The organism is Vibrio sp. CCB-PB317 (genome assembly GCF_022808245.1).
In the GTDB taxonomy this organism is placed as follows: domain Bacteria; phylum Pseudomonadota; class Gammaproteobacteria; order Enterobacterales; family Vibrionaceae; genus Vibrio; species Vibrio diabolicus.
In genome coordinates this window covers 1,869,425-1,889,397 of record NZ_JALGNU010000001.1, presented here as the reverse complement: position 1 = coordinate 1,889,397, position 19,973 = coordinate 1,869,425, and the positions used below count along the sequence as shown (strand labels likewise).

The 19,973-nt window shown below is 45.7% G+C and carries 16 protein-coding genes; 10 read left to right on the top strand and 6 right to left on the bottom strand.

What is annotated here, in order from left to right; translation table 11 throughout:
• Positions 1-295: 295 nt before the first annotated feature.
• The 5 genes from MTR11_RS08580 to MTR11_RS08560 form a co-directional block, all read right to left on the bottom strand.
• The gene (locus tag MTR11_RS08580; RefSeq protein WP_161444731.1) at positions 296-1,066 is read right to left on the bottom strand and encodes a sulfite exporter TauE/SafE family protein; all 771 of its coding nucleotides are present in this window, start codon (positions 1,064-1,066) and stop codon (positions 296-298) included.
• A gap of 81 nt (positions 1,067-1,147) precedes the next feature.
• Positions 1,148-1,663: an adenylate kinase gene (locus MTR11_RS08575; RefSeq protein ID WP_243327307.1), complete on the bottom strand. Its 516-nt coding sequence runs from the start codon at positions 1,661-1,663 to the stop codon at positions 1,148-1,150.
• Between the two features lie 277 nt (positions 1,664-1,940).
• Complete coding sequence (locus MTR11_RS08570; RefSeq protein ID WP_048626439.1) at positions 1,941-3,467, bottom strand: tripartite tricarboxylate transporter permease; 1,527 nt, start codon at positions 3,465-3,467, stop codon at positions 1,941-1,943.
• Positions 3,468-3,486: 19 nt separating this feature from the next.
• On the bottom strand, positions 3,487-3,981 hold the full coding sequence (locus tag MTR11_RS08565; protein WP_168187800.1) for a tripartite tricarboxylate transporter TctB family protein: 495 nt from the start codon (positions 3,979-3,981) through the stop codon (positions 3,487-3,489).
• Between the two features lie 239 nt (positions 3,982-4,220).
• Positions 4,221-5,192 (bottom strand): tripartite tricarboxylate transporter substrate binding protein, encoded by a 972-nt coding sequence (locus MTR11_RS08560; RefSeq protein ID WP_005395072.1) that lies wholly within the window; start codon positions 5,190-5,192, stop codon positions 4,221-4,223.
• Positions 5,193-5,450: 258 nt separating this feature from the next.
• Here MTR11_RS08560 and MTR11_RS08555 point away from each other — a divergent pair, with 258 nt between their 5' ends.
• The 10 genes from MTR11_RS08555 (at position 5,451) to MTR11_RS08510 (ending at position 18,905) form a co-directional block, all read left to right on the top strand.
• Positions 5,451-5,849 (top strand): GFA family protein, encoded by a 399-nt coding sequence (locus MTR11_RS08555; protein ID WP_182035096.1) that lies wholly within the window; start codon positions 5,451-5,453, stop codon positions 5,847-5,849.
• A 265-nt stretch (positions 5,850-6,114) separates the two neighbouring features.
• Positions 6,115-6,828 (top strand): GntR family transcriptional regulator, encoded by a 714-nt coding sequence (locus MTR11_RS08550; protein ID WP_005395069.1) that lies wholly within the window; start codon positions 6,115-6,117, stop codon positions 6,826-6,828.
• A 12-nt stretch (positions 6,829-6,840) separates the two neighbouring features.
• Positions 6,841-7,737, top strand: a complete 897-nt coding sequence (gene prpB / locus MTR11_RS08545) for a methylisocitrate lyase (protein WP_243327306.1) — start codon at positions 6,841-6,843, stop codon at positions 7,735-7,737.
• A gap of 108 nt (positions 7,738-7,845) precedes the next feature.
• Positions 7,846-8,988 (top strand): 2-methylcitrate synthase, encoded by a 1,143-nt coding sequence (gene prpC / locus MTR11_RS08540; RefSeq protein ID WP_243327305.1) that lies wholly within the window; start codon positions 7,846-7,848, stop codon positions 8,986-8,988.
• Between the two features lie 156 nt (positions 8,989-9,144).
• Complete coding sequence (gene acnD / locus MTR11_RS08535) at positions 9,145-11,736, top strand: Fe/S-dependent 2-methylisocitrate dehydratase AcnD (RefSeq protein ID WP_243327304.1); 2,592 nt, start codon at positions 9,145-9,147, stop codon at positions 11,734-11,736.
• Between the two features lie 9 nt (positions 11,737-11,745).
• On the top strand, positions 11,746-12,942 hold the full coding sequence (gene prpF / locus MTR11_RS08530) for a 2-methylaconitate cis-trans isomerase PrpF (protein ID WP_243327303.1): 1,197 nt from the start codon (positions 11,746-11,748) through the stop codon (positions 12,940-12,942).
• Positions 12,943-12,999: 57 nt separating this feature from the next.
• Positions 13,000-14,877 carry a propionyl-CoA synthetase gene (locus tag MTR11_RS08525; RefSeq protein WP_243327302.1) on the top strand — a complete coding sequence of 626 codons (1,878 nt, stop codon included), beginning with the start codon at positions 13,000-13,002 and terminating at the stop codon, positions 14,875-14,877.
• A gap of 190 nt (positions 14,878-15,067) precedes the next feature.
• A complete protein-coding gene (locus MTR11_RS08520; RefSeq protein ID WP_243327301.1) occupies positions 15,068-15,544 on the top strand; it encodes a GNAT family N-acetyltransferase in 477 nt (158 codons plus the stop codon).
• A 194-nt stretch (positions 15,545-15,738) separates the two neighbouring features.
• Positions 15,739-17,070, top strand: a complete 1,332-nt coding sequence (locus tag MTR11_RS08515; RefSeq protein WP_243327300.1) for a trypsin-like serine protease — start codon at positions 15,739-15,741, stop codon at positions 17,068-17,070.
• 389 nt (positions 17,071-17,459) lie between these two features.
• Positions 17,460-18,905, top strand: coding sequence for a bifunctional NUDIX hydrolase/phosphatase PAP2 family protein (locus MTR11_RS08510; RefSeq protein WP_085343811.1), 1,446 nt, complete (start codon positions 17,460-17,462; stop codon positions 18,903-18,905).
• 161 nt (positions 18,906-19,066) lie between these two features.
• Here the strand turns inward: MTR11_RS08510 and MTR11_RS08505 are convergent, their stop codons facing one another.
• Positions 19,067-19,876, bottom strand: coding sequence for a Cof-type HAD-IIB family hydrolase (locus tag MTR11_RS08505; RefSeq protein WP_243327361.1), 810 nt, complete (start codon positions 19,874-19,876; stop codon positions 19,067-19,069).
• Positions 19,877-19,973 lie beyond the last annotated feature (97 nt).

The following is a 19,973-nucleotide window of genomic DNA, read 5'->3' as shown; positions in this document are numbered from 1 at the left end:
CTCTTATTATTGATGTAAAACGCCATCTTTCTCGATCAATGCCACTCGTTTAACCGCGAGTGGCATATTTCTATTTCTCGTCATCCTGTACAGCGACGAAGGAGCGTGATACAGGATCTTCTATCCGAGCACTTTGTGATCAAAATTGTTTCATTAGTCGCTCAGCGTACTGCTATTAGATTCCTAGTCACGCTAAGGCTCTCTGGCATGACACAAAAACATCGTTAAGCGATCAGCATTAATCATTCGCGATGGCGTTTTTTTATAGGAGTGTTATCTACTTGTGCAAGCTTTATTAAGCATAAACATCAATGAAAAAGTAGATAGTGATGAGAACAGAAGAAAGAGCAACAAACCCTTTAACATGATTGGGATTAAGTTGACGAGATACACGAGCTGCAAGATAACCACCCACCAACGTACCGACCAAAACAACGCTACCTGTGCGCCAGTCAATGGAACCATTCGCAACAAATATCACGATAGCAATGAGTGAAACACACGTAGATACCAGCAATTTCAAACCGTTCATTAAATTAATGTCTTGGTGACCCGCTACTACCAGATAACTCAGAACAATAACCCCTAAACCTGCGTTGAAAAAACCACCGTAAGCAGAGACACCAACAAGTAATAGACCCAAAGCGATTGCTCCGAGTATTCCTGCGTGTTTGTGCTCTTTCGCGACAGTTTTGATAAGCATTGTTAAACGAGAACCAGTCAGGAAAAGCACGGTGGCAAACAAGAGCAGCCAAGGAATTGCTTCCAAAAATAGCGATTCTGGTGTGTTGAGCAGCAGATATGCTCCGACAGCGCCACCTACTAAACTGAATGAGACTGTGAACAACAGTTCTTGCTTGTTCTTCATGATCTCTTCTCTGAAGCCAACGGCTCCGCTAATGTACCCCGCACATGAAGCATAAGTGTTTGTTGCATTGGCCATAATAGGAGGCACACCAACCGCCAATAGGGCCGGAAAAGTAATAAAGCTTCCGCCTCCCGCAATGGAGTTAATGATCCCACCAACTACGCCGGCAACGAATAAAAGCGCTAGTTCTAAAAGCATAAACAATCCTTGTTATGTTCTTTTTCATTGTTAGAGCTTTAGATGGCCCATCCCACATGCTCTAGTGTTCTGATATGAAGTTTACTTTACCCGCTCTAAAACAAAATTGTTCAGTTCTGTGACGTTTTTGATGACATGAACGGTTTTACTTTGAGAATACCCTTCGAGACGAGACATAAAGTCATCATTCCAGAATGCAGGGCATTGCTGAAGAACTTTGTAGCTTTGTAATGTCCCTTTCAATACCGAACTGCCATCAGGCCAACCTTCGGGTTTAATGAATAGTCCTTTAAGGAGACGTTTCGTCACAAACCAATAGCTTACGGAGTATGGTAGATCAATATAAACGAGAGTATCGGCTGCATCTAAACGAGCATTAAAGGAGCTGATAGGCCCCAGACCATCTATAATCCAACGATCTGAGCTAAGTATATTGCTATGTGCTTCATCAAAAACGTTACGCTCAACGGGCTCACCGTTTGGTTTATAGACTATTGAATCTAATTGATGAAGAGGGAGACCGGTAGCAGACGCGATTGCTTTACTTACCGTCGATTTTCCACTGCCGGTTTTACCAAAAACTGCTATTTTTTGCATGTGACCGTCTCCAAGAGAGTATTCCCCATACGGTAGAAACAGAAAACCCACCGCTATGGGTGGGTTCGATAAATATTGAGCGCATCAAATATCCCACCATTCCTATGGAATGATGATAATTCGTTGGTTAAGTTGTGCTAAGTGTGTATTCATGCAACTACTCTTATATATAGGCGATGACTTGTCAATATTGTTTTGCTTAATAAGTGAACGATTTGATAGGAGAAAGAAAAGCCATCGCGATGGATGGCTTTATCTAGGTTGTAAGAGACAGTTATTACTGCTCAACGCTCACTGGTTGTGCTTTAAACTTTTGAATCAGCTTTACGATTAGTGGACTTGCCAGTACCAATACGGCCAAAACAGTAAAGGTAAGGGTAATAGGGCGCTCCCATAGGAAACTCAATTCGCCGTCTGAAATCATTAATGCGCGGCGTAAGTTCTCTTCCATTAATCCCCCAAGGATGAAACCAAGCAATAAAGGCGCAAGTGGGAAGTTAGCGAGTCGAAGTGCAATGGCAGCCATAGCGACAATCAGCATCACGAACACATCCATGGTATTGAATGAGACCAAATAAACTCCGGTGATTGAGAAGAACAAAATCATCGGCAGAAGTACCGTTCTAGGCACCGCCAAAAGCTTTGAGATGTACGGAATCAACGGTAAGTTCAGGATCACGAGTACGATGTTGCCGAAGTACATGGAAATGATCACCGACCAGAACACGTCTGGGTGCTCAACAAACAGGCGAGGACCAGGTTGAATACCATAAGCGATCAGCGCACCGAGCATTATTGCTGTTGTACCAGAACCCGGAATGCCAAGCGTTAGCAGCGGTACAAATGAACCACTAGAGGCTGCGTTGTTCGCTGATTCTGGCGCGACCAAACCACGGATACTGCCTTTACCGAACTCTTCCTTTTTCTCTTTAGGTGCGAGGTTGCGCTCCATACCATAGCTTAAAAAAGCAGCAATGGTTGCTCCTGCGCCAGGAAGAACGCCAGTGAAGAAACCTAATATTGAAGAGCGAATTGAAACAGGCGCAACGTCTTTGATTTCTTCCTTCGTCACTTTCATTGAACCAATGTTACTCAGCTTTTCCTGTTCTTCATCGCTGGTGTCTTTTGATGGTTTAAGAATGCCCATCAATGTTTCACCCAGTGCGAATGTCGCCATTGCAAGCAACAAGAAGCTAAAGCCATCCATTAAATCCGTCAAACCGAAGGTAAAGCGTTCAACGCCTACGCCTTTATCGATACCAACTGTAGATAGCATCAAACCAAGAATGGTCATCATCCACGCTTTGATTACCTGACCTTTCCCCGCAAAAGCCGCGACTGCTGATAACCCAAGCAGCATCAACGCAAAATAGTCTGACGATTGGAAGCTAAGTGAAACGCTAGCCAATGCTGGTGCTGCGACAAGCAACATAATGGCAGATAGCGTACCGCCAGTGAAAGAAGAATAAGCTGCCAAAGCTAATGCTTTACCTGCTTGGCCTTTTTGAGCCATCGGGTAGCCGTCGAATGCTGTCACCACGGTTGAAGAACAACCCGGCGCGTTAATTAAAATAGACGATGTAGAACCACCAAATACCGCACCGTAATAAACACCCGCCATCAAAATAAGGCCAGAAGAGGGCTCTAGGCCATAAGTAATTGGGATCATCAAAGCAATGGCTGAGATCGGCCCAAGCCCAGGTAACATGCCGATAAATGTACCGACGAAACAACCAACGATCACCATCATGATGTTCATTGGCATTACTGCAGTGGATAAACCTTGTAGAATTCCATCTAACATAATTCAGTCCTTTCTTTGACTACCAGATGGTGAAAATCAAACCCGGTTCGAGGTAGATGTCTAAACCTTGAGTGAGTAATAAATAGAACGCGATCACGAATGGAAACGACGCGCCGAACAGAACGGGTTTACGTCTTTCCCCCAGCAGATAAAAGCCAGCCAATAAAAAGAAGCCAGTAGCTATAACAAAACCTAGGTAAGTCAGGCCCACGCCGTAAAGCGCCATCAAAACCAAGAAAGCGATCAGTAACTTCCAATTAAAGGTCAGCACCGCGCCACTTTGTTTATCTGGTTGTCCTGTTGCCAGTAACAACAGAGAAAGGCCAGCACCAACGTAAGTCAGGATGGTTGGCAAAGTACGTGCGGTGAACGGTTCGTATTCATCACCAGGGAACAATGGAATTTGCGAGGTTTGATAACCGTAGCAAAGACAGAAGAGTAGAAAGATCATTGCGCCGACACGGTCACGACAGAGCAAATATTCTTTGGTGAAAAAGTTGGTTGAACGAGGCATATTCAACTCCTAACAAAAATAAAAAAGACCGCATATGGACGTTAATGAATAAACTAAACCATTAACAATTAAGCATTTCGCTGCTAGTCGAGCTGCTTTGGGTATATAAACAAAGGAGTGTGCATGCCGATTGTCGACAATATCCATATACGGTGAAACTTAGAGTGCAAATACAGTTGGGGAAATACCAACCCCACGTTATTGGGTGAGGTTGGAATCTAAGGAACCCAGTTCGACTGTTACTTTAGGAAGCCTAACTCGCGCATTAAGTCACCCATTTGCTGCTCTTGCTCTTCAAGGAACGCGAAGAACGCTTTGTCCGCCTTGTAGTTGTCTATCCAACCATTGCGGTCACGGACGACTTGCCATTCGTCAGTGTTGTACATTTTGGTAAATGCTGCATTCCATTCATCCAGCTTTTCTTGGCTAGTACCTGGTGCAGCAAAGAATCCACGCCAGTTAGCGAAGACCGTTTCGTTACCATATTCTGTTAGCGTAGGGATGTTTGGTGCGGCTTCTAGGCGTTTTGGTGCAGTTACCGCTAGCACTTTGACTTGACCAGATTTTGACATCTCCAGTACTTCACCTAGGCCCGTAGAGAGCAGTTGAGTTTCGCCTGAAAGAAGGGCTGCCATGGCTTTACCGCCCGCATCGTAAGCGATGTAACGCACTTTACGCGCATCAAATCCTTCGCCTTTAAATGCGGCGGCAACGACGAGGTGGTCCATAGAACCACGAGCAGAGCCACCCGCGATTTTCACTTTGCGAGGGTTAGATTCAAATGCTTTTACTACGTCTTCCCAAGAATTGTATGGCGAATCAACAGAGGCTACGATGGCACCGTAATCCGCAATGGTGGCTGCAACGGGAGTGAGATCTCTAAAGGATTGAGGGAAAATACCTGTTAGAGAGCGAACGACGATCGGCGTTGAATTCACCATCAGTGTATCTTCTTGACGATCTGCCGTTTCAATCAAGTGCGCAATGGCTTTACCGCCGCCGCCACCAGAAAGGTTTTGAAAAGATACCGTCTCAACGATGTCTGATTTGAGTAGCACATCACCTGTACCTCGTGCGGTCATGTCCCAGCCGCCACCGGCACCTCCAGGGATCAAGAAATGCATTTTTTCTACATCAGCAGCAAAAGCGTTAAATGAAAATGAAGCTGCGATGATAGATGCGGCGAGCGTTGGTTTGATTACCTTTAACATGTTCACGTTCCTTATGTTGGTGACTCTATTTTTTGATGAGTCTTATTTTTGTTTCAGCCTTTAACTCGAACTGGATGCTGATGTATCAAAGGTTAATCAAGTGTTAAATCGATGTCTTTAAAACGTCGATAAAGAGAATATTGAGCATAACGGGTATTTTGTTCATAAAGTTCACGCTGAAAAATTGGTTGCACATCACGCGTGCGTGCTAACAATTGCGTCATAATGGAATGACATCAAACGAATAAGGAACAGAGAATGAAAGGGACATGTTTGTGCGGTGCTATTGAAGTGATCGCAGATGCTAAGAATGAAGTGAGTCTATGCCACTGCTCGATGTGTCGAAAATGGTCGAGTGGAGCACTCCATGCTGTGCATTGTGGTTCTAACGTAACGTTTAAGGGGGCCGAGCCAAAGCGCTATCAATCGTCTGACTGGGCGGTGAGAGGTTTTTGTGGCGAATGCGGTACAAACCTTTTCTATCATTTGTTACCGACAGGCGAGTACATTCTCTCCGCTGGTTTGTTCGACAATCCAGATTTCAAACTCACATTAGAGATCTTTACCGATGAAAAGCCCGCGTATTATGACCTCAATCCCACCTCACAAAAGATGACATCGCAGCAAGTTTTTGAGCAATTTTCATCTAAAGAATAACTTTTTGTATCCTTAATTGTTCGACAGCTTAATTGTTTTTCTTTTATATCATGATGTTAAGAGGTGTTTAGTTGTCGACAATTTGCTTTTTCCTTCGCAATTACCCCTCAATTTAGCTCGTAATAGATGATTTTCATCGATTTAAATTACGACCTTAGTCTAAATTGTCGACAATTTACTTGATTGTCGACACTTTGATCGACTACTTTATATTCAGGTTAAGAAATTGTAGACATTTTGATGTCGGTAACGTGAGTATCTGAGTATGAACTCTGAGTTGAAAACTCGTTATAAAGTACTGGGTTCTGAGAAAGAACACACCAAGTCAGAAACACTGACAGAAACACTGATTGAAGTCATTGTGAATGGCGATGTTAAGCCTGGTCATAAAATCTCGGAGCCTGAACTGGCGAAGAAATATCAAGTCAGCCGGGGCCCTTTGCGTGAAGCATTAATGCGTTTAGAGGGGCTAGGGCTCATTGAACGTATTCCTCATGTCGGGGCTAGAGTGACCACTTTTTCTCCAGAAAAGCTGATAGAACTCTATGCGGTTCGCGAAGCGCTAGAAGGTATGGCGGCAAGGTTAGCAGCGCGACATATTACGCAAGAAGAGCTCTTGAGCTTGGAAATGCTATTGTCGACACATTCTAAGCACATCGATCAAGTGGAGGGAGCCTCTTACTTCCATCAGCATGGAGATTTTGATTTTCACTATCGCATCATCCAAGCAAGCCGAAACAGCAAGCTGATTTCTCTGCTGTGCGACGAGCTTTACCACTTGTTACGCATGTACCGCTATCAGTCACCGCGCGCGCAATCTCGTCCAAATGAAGCGCTGACTGAACACAAATTCATTCTGGAAGCCATTCGCAATCGCGATGAAGAGCTTGCAGAAATGCTGATGAGAAGACACATCTCAGGAAGTCGAAAGCTCATCCAATCGCAAATTATACATACAGAAAGTTTAGACAAAGACTAGAAGGAATTCGTCATGAGCTTAACACCGGGAGCGAAGTTCAGACTCGCCATTGAACAAAACAATCCGCTGCAAATTGTCGGCACCATTAACCCTTACTGCGCCATGATGGCGAAAAACTTGGGGCATCAAGCGATTTATTTGTCTGGCGGTGGTATTGCAAACGCGTCATACGGATTGCCGGATCTCGGTATTACAACATTGAACGACGTACTGGTCGATGTTGACCGCATCACTAACGCGTGTGATTTACCGCTATTGGTCGACATCGACACCGGTTTTGGAGGCGCATTTAATATTGCTCGCACGATCAAAGCAATGGAAAAGACGGGTGCTGCTGCGGTTCATATGGAAGATCAAGTCGCACAGAAACGTTGTGGGCACCGTCCGAACAAAGCAATTGTGAGCCAGCAAGAGATGGTTGATCGCGTAAAAGCCGCGGTTGACGCACGAAATGATGAAAGCTTTGTGATTATGGCTCGTACTGACGCGCTAGCTGTTGAAGGTATGGACAGTGCAATTGAGCGTGCGATTGCCTGTGTGGAAGCTGGCGCAGATATGATCTTCCCAGAAGCAATGACCAAGCTGGATCAGTACCTTCAGTTCTCAAACGCACTTGAGCAAGCAACTGGAAAGCACGTTCCTATTCTGGCGAACATTACCGAGTTCGGCGCAACGCCACTGTACGGCTGCGATGAGCTTGCAAAAGCGAAAGTCGATATGGTGCTTTACCCATTAAGTGCGTTCCGTGCCATGAACAAAGCCGCTGAAACGGTTTACAAGCATTTGCTAGAAGTGGGCAATCAGGAAGCTTTGGTTGATTCAATGCAAACACGCAAAGAGTTGTATCAGCACCTGAACTACCACGATTACGAAGACAAACTTGACCAGCTATTCTCTGAAGGAAAATAGCGGGAAAAGAAAAGATAATCGGAATTTATCTAATTCAATAACGTGAAATTCGTCTGGCTAAAAAACGCTCCAAAGAGGGCAAAGCCAGACAGAAAAGGAGTTCAAACAATGTCTCAAACTGCAGAAAAGAAAGCAGAGTTAGGTGGTGCAGGCCTACGCGGTCAAAGCGCTGGAAGCACAGCTTTATGTACTGTCGGAAAAACGGGGACCGGTCTGACTTATCGCGGTTACGATATTACTGACCTTGCCAATAATGCTCAATTTGAAGAAGTTGCACATCTTCTGTTACGCGGTCACTTACCAACTCAGAAAGAACTGGATGCGTACAAGACACATCTCTTAAACCTTCGCGGCTTACCAACTGAGCTTAAGCAAGCGTTAGAGCTTATTCCTGCTACTGCTCATCCAATGGATGTGATGCGCACTGGTTGTTCTGTGTTAGGAAACCTAGAGCAAGAAATGAGCTTCGATGAGCAATTATATTCGACGGAACGTATGCTAGCGCTTTTCCCAGCTATCATCTGTTACTGGTATCGTTTTAGTCACGATGGCGTTCGTATCGATACAGAAGATCAAACCGAAGACTGCATCGGCGGTTACTTCTTGCGATTGCTTACAGATAAAGAGCCATCAGCGCTACACAAGCAAGTGATGCACTGTTCCTTAATCCTTTACGCTGAGCATGAATTCAACGCATCAACTTTTGCAGCGCGTGTTTGTGCATCAACGTTGTCAGACATTCATTCTTGTATCACGGCAGCAATCGGTACGCTTCGCGGGCCACTTCATGGCGGCGCAAACGAAGCAGCGATGGAAATGATTGAAGATTGGCAAACGCCAGATGAGGCGGAAGCGAACATCATGAAAATGCTGGCCAACAAAGACAAGATCATGGGCTTTGGCCATGCCATCTATCGCGAAAGTGATCCTCGCAACGCGTTGATTAAGCGCTGGTCTAAAGAGCTGTCACAGCAAGTCGGTGATACACATCTATATGCTGTTTCTGAGCGTGTGGAATCAGTGATGAAGCGCGAAAAAGGTCTGTTCTGTAATGCGGACTTCTTCCATGCATCGGCTTACCACTTCATGGACATTCCAACCAAGCTGTTCACACCAATTTTTGTGATGAGTCGTTTAACGGGCTGGGCGGCACACGTTTATGAGCAACGTGCCAATAACCGCATCATTCGCCCAAGTGCTGATTACACGGGCCCAGATCATCAAGAATGGGTACCTATCGAGAATCGCTAGCGCGAAGGTCAATTAGGGCACATACGCTTTGATTGGCCACCTCCTTCCTTTGTACCTCTCTCTGACAGAGGAAGGAGTCCCTCTCATCACGATGTTTCTGGAGCAATGGAAAAACGTTGATGAAGGCAAGATGTACAGACTGAATGGAAGCAAACCATGAACACAAATATTAATACCCAATATCGTAAGCCGCTTCCGGGAACTCAACTGGATTACTTTGATGCACGCGAAGCCGTCAATGCCATTTCTCCTGGAGCCTATGAAAAACTCCCTTATACCTCCCGCGTGCTAGCTGAGCAACTGGTCCGTCGCTGTGAACCGAACACATTGACGGATAGCCTGAAACAGTTAATTGAACGTAAACGTGATCTTGATTTTCCTTGGTATCCAGCACGCGTTGTTTGTCATGACATTCTTGGTCAGACCGCTCTAGTCGATTTAGCGGGTCTGCGCGATGCTATTTCGGATCAGGGTGGCGACCCTGCAAAAGTGAACCCTGTGGTTGAGACTCAATTGATCGTTGACCACTCTTTAGCGGTTGAGCATGCGGGCTTTGAACCTGATGCTTTCGACAAAAACCGCGCGATTGAAGAACGCCGTAATGAAGACCGATTCCACTTTATCGAGTGGTGTAAAACCGCGTTTGAAAACGTCAGTGTGATTCCTGCGGGTAACGGCATCATGCACCAAATCAACTTGGAGAAAATGTCTCCTGTGGTGCAAGCGAAGCAGGGTATTGCCTACCCAGATACCTGTGTGGGTACGGACAGTCACACTCCGCATGTTGATGCATTGGGCGTTATCGCGATCGGTGTTGGTGGTCTGGAAGCTGAAACCGTAATGCTTGGCCGGCCATCAATGATGCGTCTACCTGATATTGTTGGTGTAAAACTAACGGGTAAACGTCAACCGGGTATTACCGCAACGGATATTGTCCTCGCGATTACTGAATTCCTACGCAACGAGCGTGTCGTCTCTTCATATCTTGAATTCTTTGGTGAAGGTGCACGCGATCTAACGATCGGAGACCGCGCAACTATTTCAAATATGACACCAGAATACGGCGCGACAGCTGGCATGTTTTATATTGATGAGCAGACCATCAATTACTTAAAACTGACTGGTCGTGATGAACAGCAAGTTAACTTAGTTGAGAAATACGCAAAACAAACCGGTCTTTGGGCTGACGATCTAGATACTGCCGTTTATGAGCGAGTACTTGAGTTCGATTTATCATCAGTAAGTCGTAACATGGCCGGCCCGTCAAACCCTCACCGCCGTTTACCAACATCGGAGTTGGCGCAGCGTGGAATTTCTGGTGCGTGGGAAGAGAAAGAAGGTGAGTTGCCAGATGGCGCAGTGATCATCGCTGCTATCACATCGTGTACTAATACCAGCAACCCAAGAAACGTCGTCGCTGCTGGCCTTGTCGCGAAGAAAGCCAATGAGCTCGGCCTTGTACGTAAACCTTGGGTGAAATCGTCTTTTGCTCCGGGTTCTAAGGTAGCGCGTCTTTACCTGGAAGAAGCGGGCTTATTACCAGAGTTAGAAAAGCTTGGCTTTGGTATCGTCGGTTACGCATGTACCACTTGTAACGGCATGAGTGGCGCGTTGGATCCAAAAATCCAGCAAGAGATCATTGATCGCGATTTATATGCGACAGCCGTGCTGTCTGGTAACCGCAACTTCGATGGCCGAATCCATCCTTACGCAAAACAAGCTTTCCTTGCATCACCACCATTGGTTGTCGCTTATGCGCTAGCGGGTACGATTCGTTTCGATATCGAACGCGATGCTTTGGGTACTGACCAAAACGGTAAACCAATTTACTTAAATGATTTGTGGCCTAGCGACGAAGAGATCGATGCTGTGGTCGGCAAACACGTTAAGCCAGAGCAGTTTAATCAGGTTTATATCCAGATGTTCAAACTGGATGACGCAGAGAAAAGCTCTAACCCGCTTTACGACTGGCGTCCGATGAGTACCTACATTCGCCGTCCACCTTACTGGGAGGGAGCGCTTGCAGGTGAAAGAACACTGTCTGGCATGCGCCCTTTAGCGGTTCTTGGTGACAACATCACCACCGACCACTTATCACCATCCAACGCGATCATGGCGAGCAGTGCGGCGGGTGAATACCTTGCCAAAATGGGCGTTCCGGAAGAGGACTTCAACTCTTATGCCACTCACCGTGGCGATCACTTAACGGCGCAACGTGCGACCTTTGCTAACCCGAAACTATTTAACGAAATGGTGAAAGAGAACGGTGAAGTGGTTCAGGGTTCTCTGGCGCGAATCGAACCAGAAGGTCAGGTTGTACGCATGTGGGAAGCGATAGAAACCTACATGAATCGTAAACAACCATTGATCGTGGTGGCTGGCGCGGATTACGGTCAGGGGTCATCCCGTGACTGGGCAGCAAAAGGTGTTCGATTGGCAGGCGTAGAAGCCATTGTTGCTGAAGGCTTTGAGCGTATTCACCGTACTAACTTGGTTGGCATGGGTGTACTACCACTGCAATTTAAGCCAGGCGTTAACCGCAATACGCTAGAGCTGGATGGTACTGAACTTTACGACGTAGTTGGCGAGATTAAACCGGGTGCGGATCTGGCCTTGGTTATCACGCGTAGCAACGGCGATAAAGTTGACGTTCCGGTTACCTGCCGCCTAGACACCGCTGACGAAGTTCACGTGTACAACGCAGGTGGTGTTTTGCAGCGTTTCGCGCAAGATTTCTTGGCGCAATAAGGAGTGGGTATGGAAAGCAAAACTCCGAATCAAATGAGCCAAATCAAAGTGTCGGCGACGTACATGCGTGGCGGTACAAGTAAAGGGGTCTTTTTTAACCTCGACGATTTGCCACAAGAAGCACAAGTGGCAGGCGAAGCTCGTGACAAACTCTTGTTGCGTGTTATCGGCAGCCCAGATCCGTACGCAAAGCAAATTGATGGCATGGGTGGTGCGACGTCAAGCACCAGTAAAACAGTAATTGTTTCTCGCAGTAGCCGAGCCGATCACGATGTTGACTACTTGTTTGGACAAGTGTCGATCGACAAACCATTCGTCGATTGGAGTGGTAACTGCGGCAACTTGTCTGCCGCTGTCGGTCCTTTCGCCATTCATGCTGGGCTGATTCCACAAGATCGCATTCCAGAAAATGGCATTGTGACGGTGCGTGTTTGGCAGGTGAACATCAGCAAAACTATCTTGGTGCATGTGCCGATTGTGAACGGATTCGTCCAAGAAACCGGCGAGTTTGAGCTCGATGGCGTGACGTTTCCGGCCGCCGAGATTCAAGTCGATTTCGTTGACCCTTCTGATGGCGAAGGCAGCATGTTCCCAACAGGCAACTTAGTTGATGATTTAGTGGTACCGGACTTAGGTACGTTTAACGCCACATTTATAAATGCGGGCATTCCAACCATTTTTATTGATGCTGAATCGATTGGATATCAGGGCACCGAGCTGCAAGACGATATCAACAACGATGATGCCGCATTGGCGATGTTCGAATCTATCCGTGCATATGGCGCGTTAAAAATGGGCCTGATTTCTGATTTAGAAGAAGCTCAAACACGCCAGCACACACCGAAAATTGCGTTTGTTTCTAAACCGAAAAGTTACCTGTCTTCAAGTGGCAAAGCGGTAAATGAGTCGGAAATTGATGTGTTGGTTCGTGCGTTGTCGATGGGCAAACTTCACCATGCAATGATGGGAACAGCAGCTGTTGCTATCGCTTCAGCGGCGTGTGTACCGGGTTCGTTGGTTAACTTGGCTGCTGGTGGCGGTGAAAAAGAGTCAGTGACTTTTGGCCACCCCTCAGGAACGTTAAAAGTTGGAGCACAAGCGAAGCAAACTGAGCAGCGCTGGGTGGTGCAAAAAGCCATCATGAGCCGAAGTGCGAGAATACTAATGGAGGGATTTGTGCGTGTACCCTCTGATGTCTTTGAGTGAAAAGAACGGTCTTTGAATAGAACGAGAGCAATGTCAGGACATACTGGAGGAAGCAATATGTCTTCATACGAAAAAGAATACTTATGGGCGAAAAACGAACCGGAGAGTTTTTGGCGCGCTCAAGCGGAGAATATCGATTGGTTCGAATCTCCTAAAACCATCTTGAAACTTGATGAGAATGGCATCGAACGTTGGTTTCCAGATGGAGTAATGAATACGTGCTGGTTAGCATTGGATTACCATTGCGAGCAAGGACGCGGTGATAATACGGCACTCATTTATGACTCGCCAGTAACCGGCAATAAAACCACGTATACCTATAGTAACCTGCGTGACCAAGTGGCAAAAATTGCCGGCATGCTGTCTGCGCAAGGCGTTGAAAAAGGCGACCGAGTCGTTATTTACATGCCGATGATTCCAGAAGCCGCAATGGCGATGCTAGCCTGTGCGCGTTTGGGGGCGATTCACTCCGTTGTATTCGGTGGTTTTGCACCTAATGAACTTGCTGTACGAATTGAAGATGCAGAGCCGAAAGTCATCATGACGGCGTCGTGTGGGATTGAGATCAACAAAGTTATTCCATATAAGCCAATGGTAGACAAGGCCATTATGGACAGCCGATGGAAGCCTGAAAAAGTATTTATATTCCAGCGTCCTGAGTGCGAAGCCGATCTAAACCAAGAAAGAGATCTGGATTGGCAGCAAGAGTACAACCAAGCGTTGCCACACGGTTGTGTTCCGGTGTTGGCAACCGATCCACTCTACATTCTTTATACTTCGGGTACGACAGGTAAGCCAAAAGGCGTTGTGCGTGACAACGGTGGCCATGCCGTCGCGATGAAGTACTCCATGAGCGCAATCTACAACATTCCTCAAGATGGCGTATTTTGGGCGGCATCTGATGTTGGCTGGGTAGTAGGGCACTCTTACATTGTTTACGCGCCACTGATTCACGGTTGCACAACAATCCTATTCGAAGGCAAGCCCGTCCGAACACCTGATCCTGGTGCGTTCTGGCGAGTTTGTGACGAATACAAAGTAGATGCGTTGTTCTCTGCCCCGACAGCGTTCCGTGCGATCAAGAAAGAAGACCCAGAAGGTGAGTTTTTAAAACAGCATGATCTCTCTAAATTGAAAACCATCTTTATGGCAGGAGAACGCCTTGACCCTCCAACACTGGAATGGGTTCAGAGCAAAGCAGACAAACCCGTTATTGACCACTGGTGGCAAACGGAAACGGGTTGGGCTATCGCGGGCAACCCAACAGGTGTTGAAATGATGCCCGTTAAAGCGGGTTCTTCGACGAAGCCAATTCCGGGCTATCAGGTCGAGATTCTGAATGAACTTGGAGAGTCGGTCGGGCCTAACCAACAAGGCTTTGTCGCATTAAAACGTCCGCTGCCACCGAGTTGTCTGCCAACGGTTTGGCGTAACCATGACCGTTTTGAAACCGGTTATCTCAGCCAATTCCCTGGCTACTATGTGTCAGGTGATGGGGGCTATCTGGATGAAGACGGTTACCTGTTCATTATGGGACGTATTGATGATGTGATTAATGTCGCGGGGCATCGTTTATCGACAGGCGAAATGGAAGAAATTGTCGGTGGCCACCCAGCGATTGCGGAATGTGCAGTCGTGGGTATCCACGATGAGTTAAAAGGGCAGTTACCACTTGGTTTTGTTGTGCTTAAAGATGGTGTCAAAGTGGACGAGCTTGATCTTGAAGGTGAGCTTGTTGGCAAGGTACGTAGTGAGATCGGTGCGGTTGCCTGCTTTAAGCATGCATTGGTTGTGGATCGCTTACCGAAAACACGTTCGGGTAAAATTCTGCGCCGAACCATACGTCAAATAGCCGATGGTGAAAAATACACCGTTCCGTCAACGATTGATGACCCAAGTAGTTTGAACGAAATTGAACGAGTGTTAAGACGCTAATTAAAACTCAATTCTAACTAACCCCTGATCCTCGAACTCTGTAGGTTGGTTCTGCCTCTGTACGCTTATTAAGTGCAGGGGCTTTTTTGTTTGTAGATCGCGTAAACGTCTCGTGCAGGCAATTTTGTGACTTGCCAATACGGCATTTTCCTCACAAACTACAGCCATTCAATTTTTAGTGACCCTTTGTATGACCACGTTTGTAATTAAATCTGCGTGTTTTAGCGACCTTGAGTCGCTCAACGACCTTATGTTTGAGCTGCATGATGAGCATCATCTTCAATCTCCTGAGCTGTTCAAAACTGCAGAGGAGATAGAGCAAGAAAAAAGTATTGCTCGATACATTGATGATCCTGAATGTCTTGTTTATGTAGCAAAACAAGGAGATGAAATTATTGGTTTTATCTCTGGTCATTTCTGTGAACTTGTTTCTACCGTCAGTCAGCCGGTTATGATGGGAAGTGTGGATGAGCTCTATGTGTTACCTGAGTTTCGGAAACAAGGCACAGCTCAGGCATTGATTAACAAAATTGAGTCAACGTTCTCTGATTACGGTGCAAAACAGATGTTTGTTGAAGTATGGCACTTTAACCAGGGTGCAATCTCTTTGTATGAAAAACAAGGGTTTGCACACCATATTCACTATCTAAGAAAGCCGTTGTGCTAATGACCATGCTTAATTTTAATATTGTGATACACATTCTAGCGAATTGAAATCATTCAGTTCGTCAATAGACTTTTCTCTATAAGTTGCTCGCAATGTTAGTAAATTAATATGCGCCCACATTGGTATTGGCGTTTTTGTCTGCTTGTTTATTAGTAGCACGAGGATCGTGCTTACAAAAACAAGAGGACAATATTTTGAAACTAACAAAATCGTTACTTGCGTTGGCTGTTTTGCCAATGTTCGCAAGTGCTGATGATTTGTCACAGACACAAAATCACACTATACAACCCCAGATCGTAGGCGGCATCACTGCTGATCCTAGTGAGTGGAGATTCTACACCCAAATTGTTAGCCGTTATGGTAACCGATCATATTGTGGTGCCAGCTATATTGGGAATGGCTACGTCCTGACTGCGGCCCACTGTGTCGAGGGTGATTCACCGAATCAGATTGCGGTTAAAATCGGTGGCGTCGTTTACAATGGCACTGACGGTGTTCGAGCTAACGTGAGTGAAATCCACATGCACCCGGCATATCGCCGAGCAACGCTTTCTCATGATCTCGCAGTCTTAAAGTTAGACTCTGTACCTCAAGGTGTTACTGCGGTTGAAATTGCCGATGGCAGTCTAACGCAATACGCCAGCATCGGAGATTGGCTTACAGTCGCAGGTTTAGGGAGAACCTCTGAAGGAGGAAGCTCTCCATCTCGATTGCAAGAGGTTGACGTTCCGCTCGTGTCGGACACGACTTGTCGTCAAGCTGGTGGTAATTACACAACCGTTGGAGAGGTGTCTTTCTGCGCGGGAATTCCTCAAGGTGGGATAGATTCCTGTCAGGGAGATAGCGGTGGCCCAATCGTTATTAATCGTGGTGGCGTAATTACTCAACTTGGTGTGGTCAGTTGGGGGATAGGTTGTGCTCGTCCGGGTATGTATGGTGTTTATAGCGATATCGCCGCCATGCGTAATTTTGTTAATGGTGTCATTAGCACGACTACACCTCCGAAAGAGAATGTTTCTGTTGGGTATACCACCGAACAGACATTGGCATCATTTAATGTTGGCGAGTTGCAGCAACATAGTTTTGTTATCAAAAATTCAGGTAACACGACGTTCACTGTAGAAAACGTTCGCGCGTTTGCTTCTGGCGTTGCTGATGCTGCCGTTATTGCAAATGATCAGTGTTCTCAGGCGACGTTAGCAATGAATGCAAGTTGTCGTGTCGATGTCGAATTTGGAGCAGCTCAGGCGGGAGAAGCAAGAGTTGCTTTGAACTTCAACATTGATAAGACCAGTACACAATATCAGGCGCTAGTGTCGGCTCAAGCGAAAACAGTGACAACGCCTCCAACAGATCACTGCGCAGCAGAATGGCGAGCGAGTACGGTGTATCTCAAAGGAGATAACGTTACTTGGAATGGCAAAGTGTGGCAGGCGCAGTGGTGGACTCAAGGCGATAACCCCGCAGATTCTGGACCTTGGGGTGTTTGGCAAGAAGTTCGCGACGCACATTGCAAGTCTAACTAACCATCAAGCATTCAAAAGCTGATTCGTTGGTGACTTGAGGTAGAATTCATTCTTGGTTTCAACGAACAGCGCATAGTTATCATAAGCAGGGTTTATTGTTTTCGAATAATAAGCCCTTTTTTATTGTTCCAACTTTGAGAACCCATAAAATGTGTATGACTTTATCCTGACGCTACCTTCATATAACTGGCAGAATTGCGATCAACATTTCATGTTTTGTCTGATTTTTGTCAGGTTTGCATTAAATTACTCTCCAATGAGCTTCAAGATCATGCTTTATTCGATCAACGTTGTTTGGCATAACTCGTTACTTAATTTTTATCGAAAAAGATAAGATTAACTGCCATTATTCATTGGTTATCATAATGTTTACTTAAGGTCATATTTTTGTGTTGAGACAGCTGTTATTACTCATCCTTTGTTTTATTTTGTTACCTGTTTCACCAATCTCTACGGCTAAAGCTGCCGCGAGCGAAGTAAAAGGGGCGCTCTGCGTTGTTCGTGCTGACGACAAGTTAGTGCTAGTTCATGAAATATTGACGGATAAGATTTCTCTACCTGGTGGGACAATTATTGATGGAGAATCCCCCAAAGTTGCTGCGCAACGAGAAACGTGGGAAGAAACGGGTTTAGTGGTCACGGTTGGGGAGGAACTTGGCAGAACAGACACCGCGGTTTATTACGATTGCATATCAGACTCTGAGATTATTGCTTTTTCGATGAACAATTCCTTAGGTGGGAATGAGTTACCTATTTGGTTTGCTCCTCACTACGGAGTAGAAATCGCATCTGCAATGTTACTTGGACCATCCGAGCTGCCATCATTTTTGTACCGCTATCCCGCTCAATGGCCACAAGCCATTCAGTTTTTTGAACAAGCTACTCAGCAGTCCGCATCTTATGTGACTCAGCTGATCGAATCCGCGCCTTCATTTCGTCAGATTGAATTGAGGTGGATGAAAGACTTACAAAGCTGGGTAGGAGCTTTATCAGAAACGAGTTTCGAGGTAGCGAATCAGATCTCAAATCTTGTTATAGAACTGACAGAACCTACGATACTGCTTTTTCTATTTCCGTTAGTAATGATGCGTTTTGGCAGTCGATTCGTATTCCGACTCTTTTTCGCTATTAGCGCGACGTCCCTGATGGTACTTGTAGCTCAACAGGGCTTTGCGCTTCCTCGCCCGCATGTCTATATACCAATGATGGAGTTAACACACAGCTTTGGATTTAGTTTTCCAAGTTTACCTATTGCCGTTTGGTTTTGTGTTTTAACCTTTTTATTTCAGAGAACGCATTATTTCGGTTTGAATGGTACGACCGCTGTCATGATGCTCGTCACGCTTACTATTATGTTATGTAAGTTTTTCCTTGGTAGCGCCTTTTTCTTAGATATGTTGTTTGGTGCGCTGTTAGGAAGCTTGGTGGCCTGGCATGTTCTGCGATTGGAAACAAATCAAGACGTGAATGTTGATCAAGTGCTGAGCTCAAAAGGTGTCTGGTTCATTATGACTGCGGTAACGGCGGTCATCTCTGTTATCTGGCCATTACCTGTGTTTGGCCGCTGGTTAGCTATTTTAATTACGGCATCAGCGTTGGTTATGACGTTTAGAGAGTCAAAAGTGCATTTGGATTCTCGTCAGATGATTTTTGTAACGCTTGCGTTGGTATTCGTTGAGCAACTTTATTTGTACTCAAGCTCTGTTGTCTCGTTTAGTGGTTTGTGGTCATTGGTATTGTCGACGTTGCATTATCCATTGTTGATGTTGCTGTTTATCTTGCTTGCAAGAAAGCTGATTCATGAAAAACAACAGAGAGAAACAGTGCTAGATTGATGGTTGTATGTTTTTTTCTCAGGCATACGAGTAAAAAGAAAGCCTTGCTTTACAGCAAGGCTTTTTTGTATGTTGAGTAGCTCAACAATGTGGCTTTGCGTATCTCTGACGCCATGGCTGAGTTAAAGGTAATAACGTTGATGCCATAGCGGCGGAGAGAATTAAGCGTTAAGGACGAATTTGTCAATCGCTTTAGCTACACCGTGTTCATCATTACTTGCCGTAATGTAATCAGCGATTTGTTTGGTCTCTTCCATCGCATTTGCCATCGCGATACCAAGGCCAGCGTACTTCAGCATGTGGTGGTCATTTTCAGCATCACCCATACAGATCACTTCTTCCGGTTGAATACCTAGATACTCAGCAATTGCAGCAACACCAATACCTTTGTTGCTCGCTGGGTTAAGAAATTCCAGGAAGAACGGAGCGCTTTGAACAACCGTAAACTCTTCACGCATTTCAGACGGAAGCGCAGCGATGACCTCCGTTAACTTACTTGGCTCGGCAACCATCATTGCTTTGATGATTGGATGATCATCTTCTAGCGATTCAAAATTAATCTCTGTCACATTTAAGCCATTAATGTTGGCTTCGATGTCAGTGTATGGGTTTTTCTCATTGGTGATCAAGCCATGTACTTGGCTGAATGCGTGCACATAAGCGCCTAATTCTTTCGCTTTACGAGCGACTAATTTTGCTGCCTTACCATCAATGATTTGCTGGTGGATGATTTCATTTGTTCCTACGTTCTTAACCATAGAGCCATTGTAGAAAAGGACAAAATCTTTATCGGAATGGATATTCAGTTCGTCGAGCTTGCCTTGCATTCCTTCTAATGGGCGACCAGAAGCGAGAACGACAGTAACGCCTGCTTCTCGAGCCTTTGCGATCGCTTGTTTGTTTTCTTCAGAGATTGCTTTATCACTATTGAGCAGTGTGCCATCCATATCTAATGCGATCAGTTTATACATCATTTCTTACCTTAAAGTTTTTGGGAACTGTAAGTGAATAAGGTTTGGTATAACGCTAACCAGAAACCTACGCTCACCGCGACTATGAAACTACAAA

What these genes read in the sequence shown, in the direction of transcription:
- prpC (WP_243327305.1), top strand. Translation starts at nt 7,846, where the DNA reads ATGTCTCAAACTGCAGAAAAGAAAGCAGAGTTAGGTGGTGCAGGCCTA.
- MTR11_RS08565 (WP_168187800.1), bottom strand. Translation starts at nt 3,981, where the DNA reads ATGCCTCGTTCAACCAACTTTTTCACCAAAGAATATTTGCTCTGTCGT.
- prpB (WP_243327306.1), top strand. Translation starts at nt 6,841, where the DNA reads ATGAGCTTAACACCGGGAGCGAAGTTCAGACTCGCCATTGAACAAAAC.
- MTR11_RS08560 (WP_005395072.1), bottom strand. Translation starts at nt 5,192, where the DNA reads ATGTTAAAGGTAATCAAACCAACGCTCGCCGCATCTATCATCGCAGCT.
- prpF (WP_243327303.1), top strand. Translation starts at nt 11,746, where the DNA reads ATGGAAAGCAAAACTCCGAATCAAATGAGCCAAATCAAAGTGTCGGCG.
- MTR11_RS08525 (WP_243327302.1), top strand. Translation starts at nt 13,000, where the DNA reads ATGTCTTCATACGAAAAAGAATACTTATGGGCGAAAAACGAACCGGAG.
- MTR11_RS08575 (WP_243327307.1), bottom strand. Translation starts at nt 1,663, where the DNA reads ATGCAAAAAATAGCAGTTTTTGGTAAAACCGGCAGTGGAAAATCGACG.
- MTR11_RS08570 (WP_048626439.1), bottom strand. Translation starts at nt 3,467, where the DNA reads ATGTTAGATGGAATTCTACAAGGTTTATCCACTGCAGTAATGCCAATG.
- MTR11_RS08520 (WP_243327301.1), top strand. Translation starts at nt 15,068, where the DNA reads ATGACCACGTTTGTAATTAAATCTGCGTGTTTTAGCGACCTTGAGTCG.
- acnD (WP_243327304.1), top strand. Translation starts at nt 9,145, where the DNA reads ATGAACACAAATATTAATACCCAATATCGTAAGCCGCTTCCGGGAACT.
- MTR11_RS08505 (WP_243327361.1), bottom strand. Translation starts at nt 19,876, where the DNA reads ATGTATAAACTGATCGCATTAGATATGGATGGCACACTGCTCAATAGT.
- MTR11_RS08580 (WP_161444731.1), bottom strand. Translation starts at nt 1,066, where the DNA reads ATGCTTTTAGAACTAGCGCTTTTATTCGTTGCCGGCGTAGTTGGTGGG.
- MTR11_RS08550 (WP_005395069.1), top strand. Translation starts at nt 6,115, where the DNA reads ATGAACTCTGAGTTGAAAACTCGTTATAAAGTACTGGGTTCTGAGAAA.
- MTR11_RS08555 (WP_182035096.1), top strand. Translation starts at nt 5,451, where the DNA reads ATGAAAGGGACATGTTTGTGCGGTGCTATTGAAGTGATCGCAGATGCT.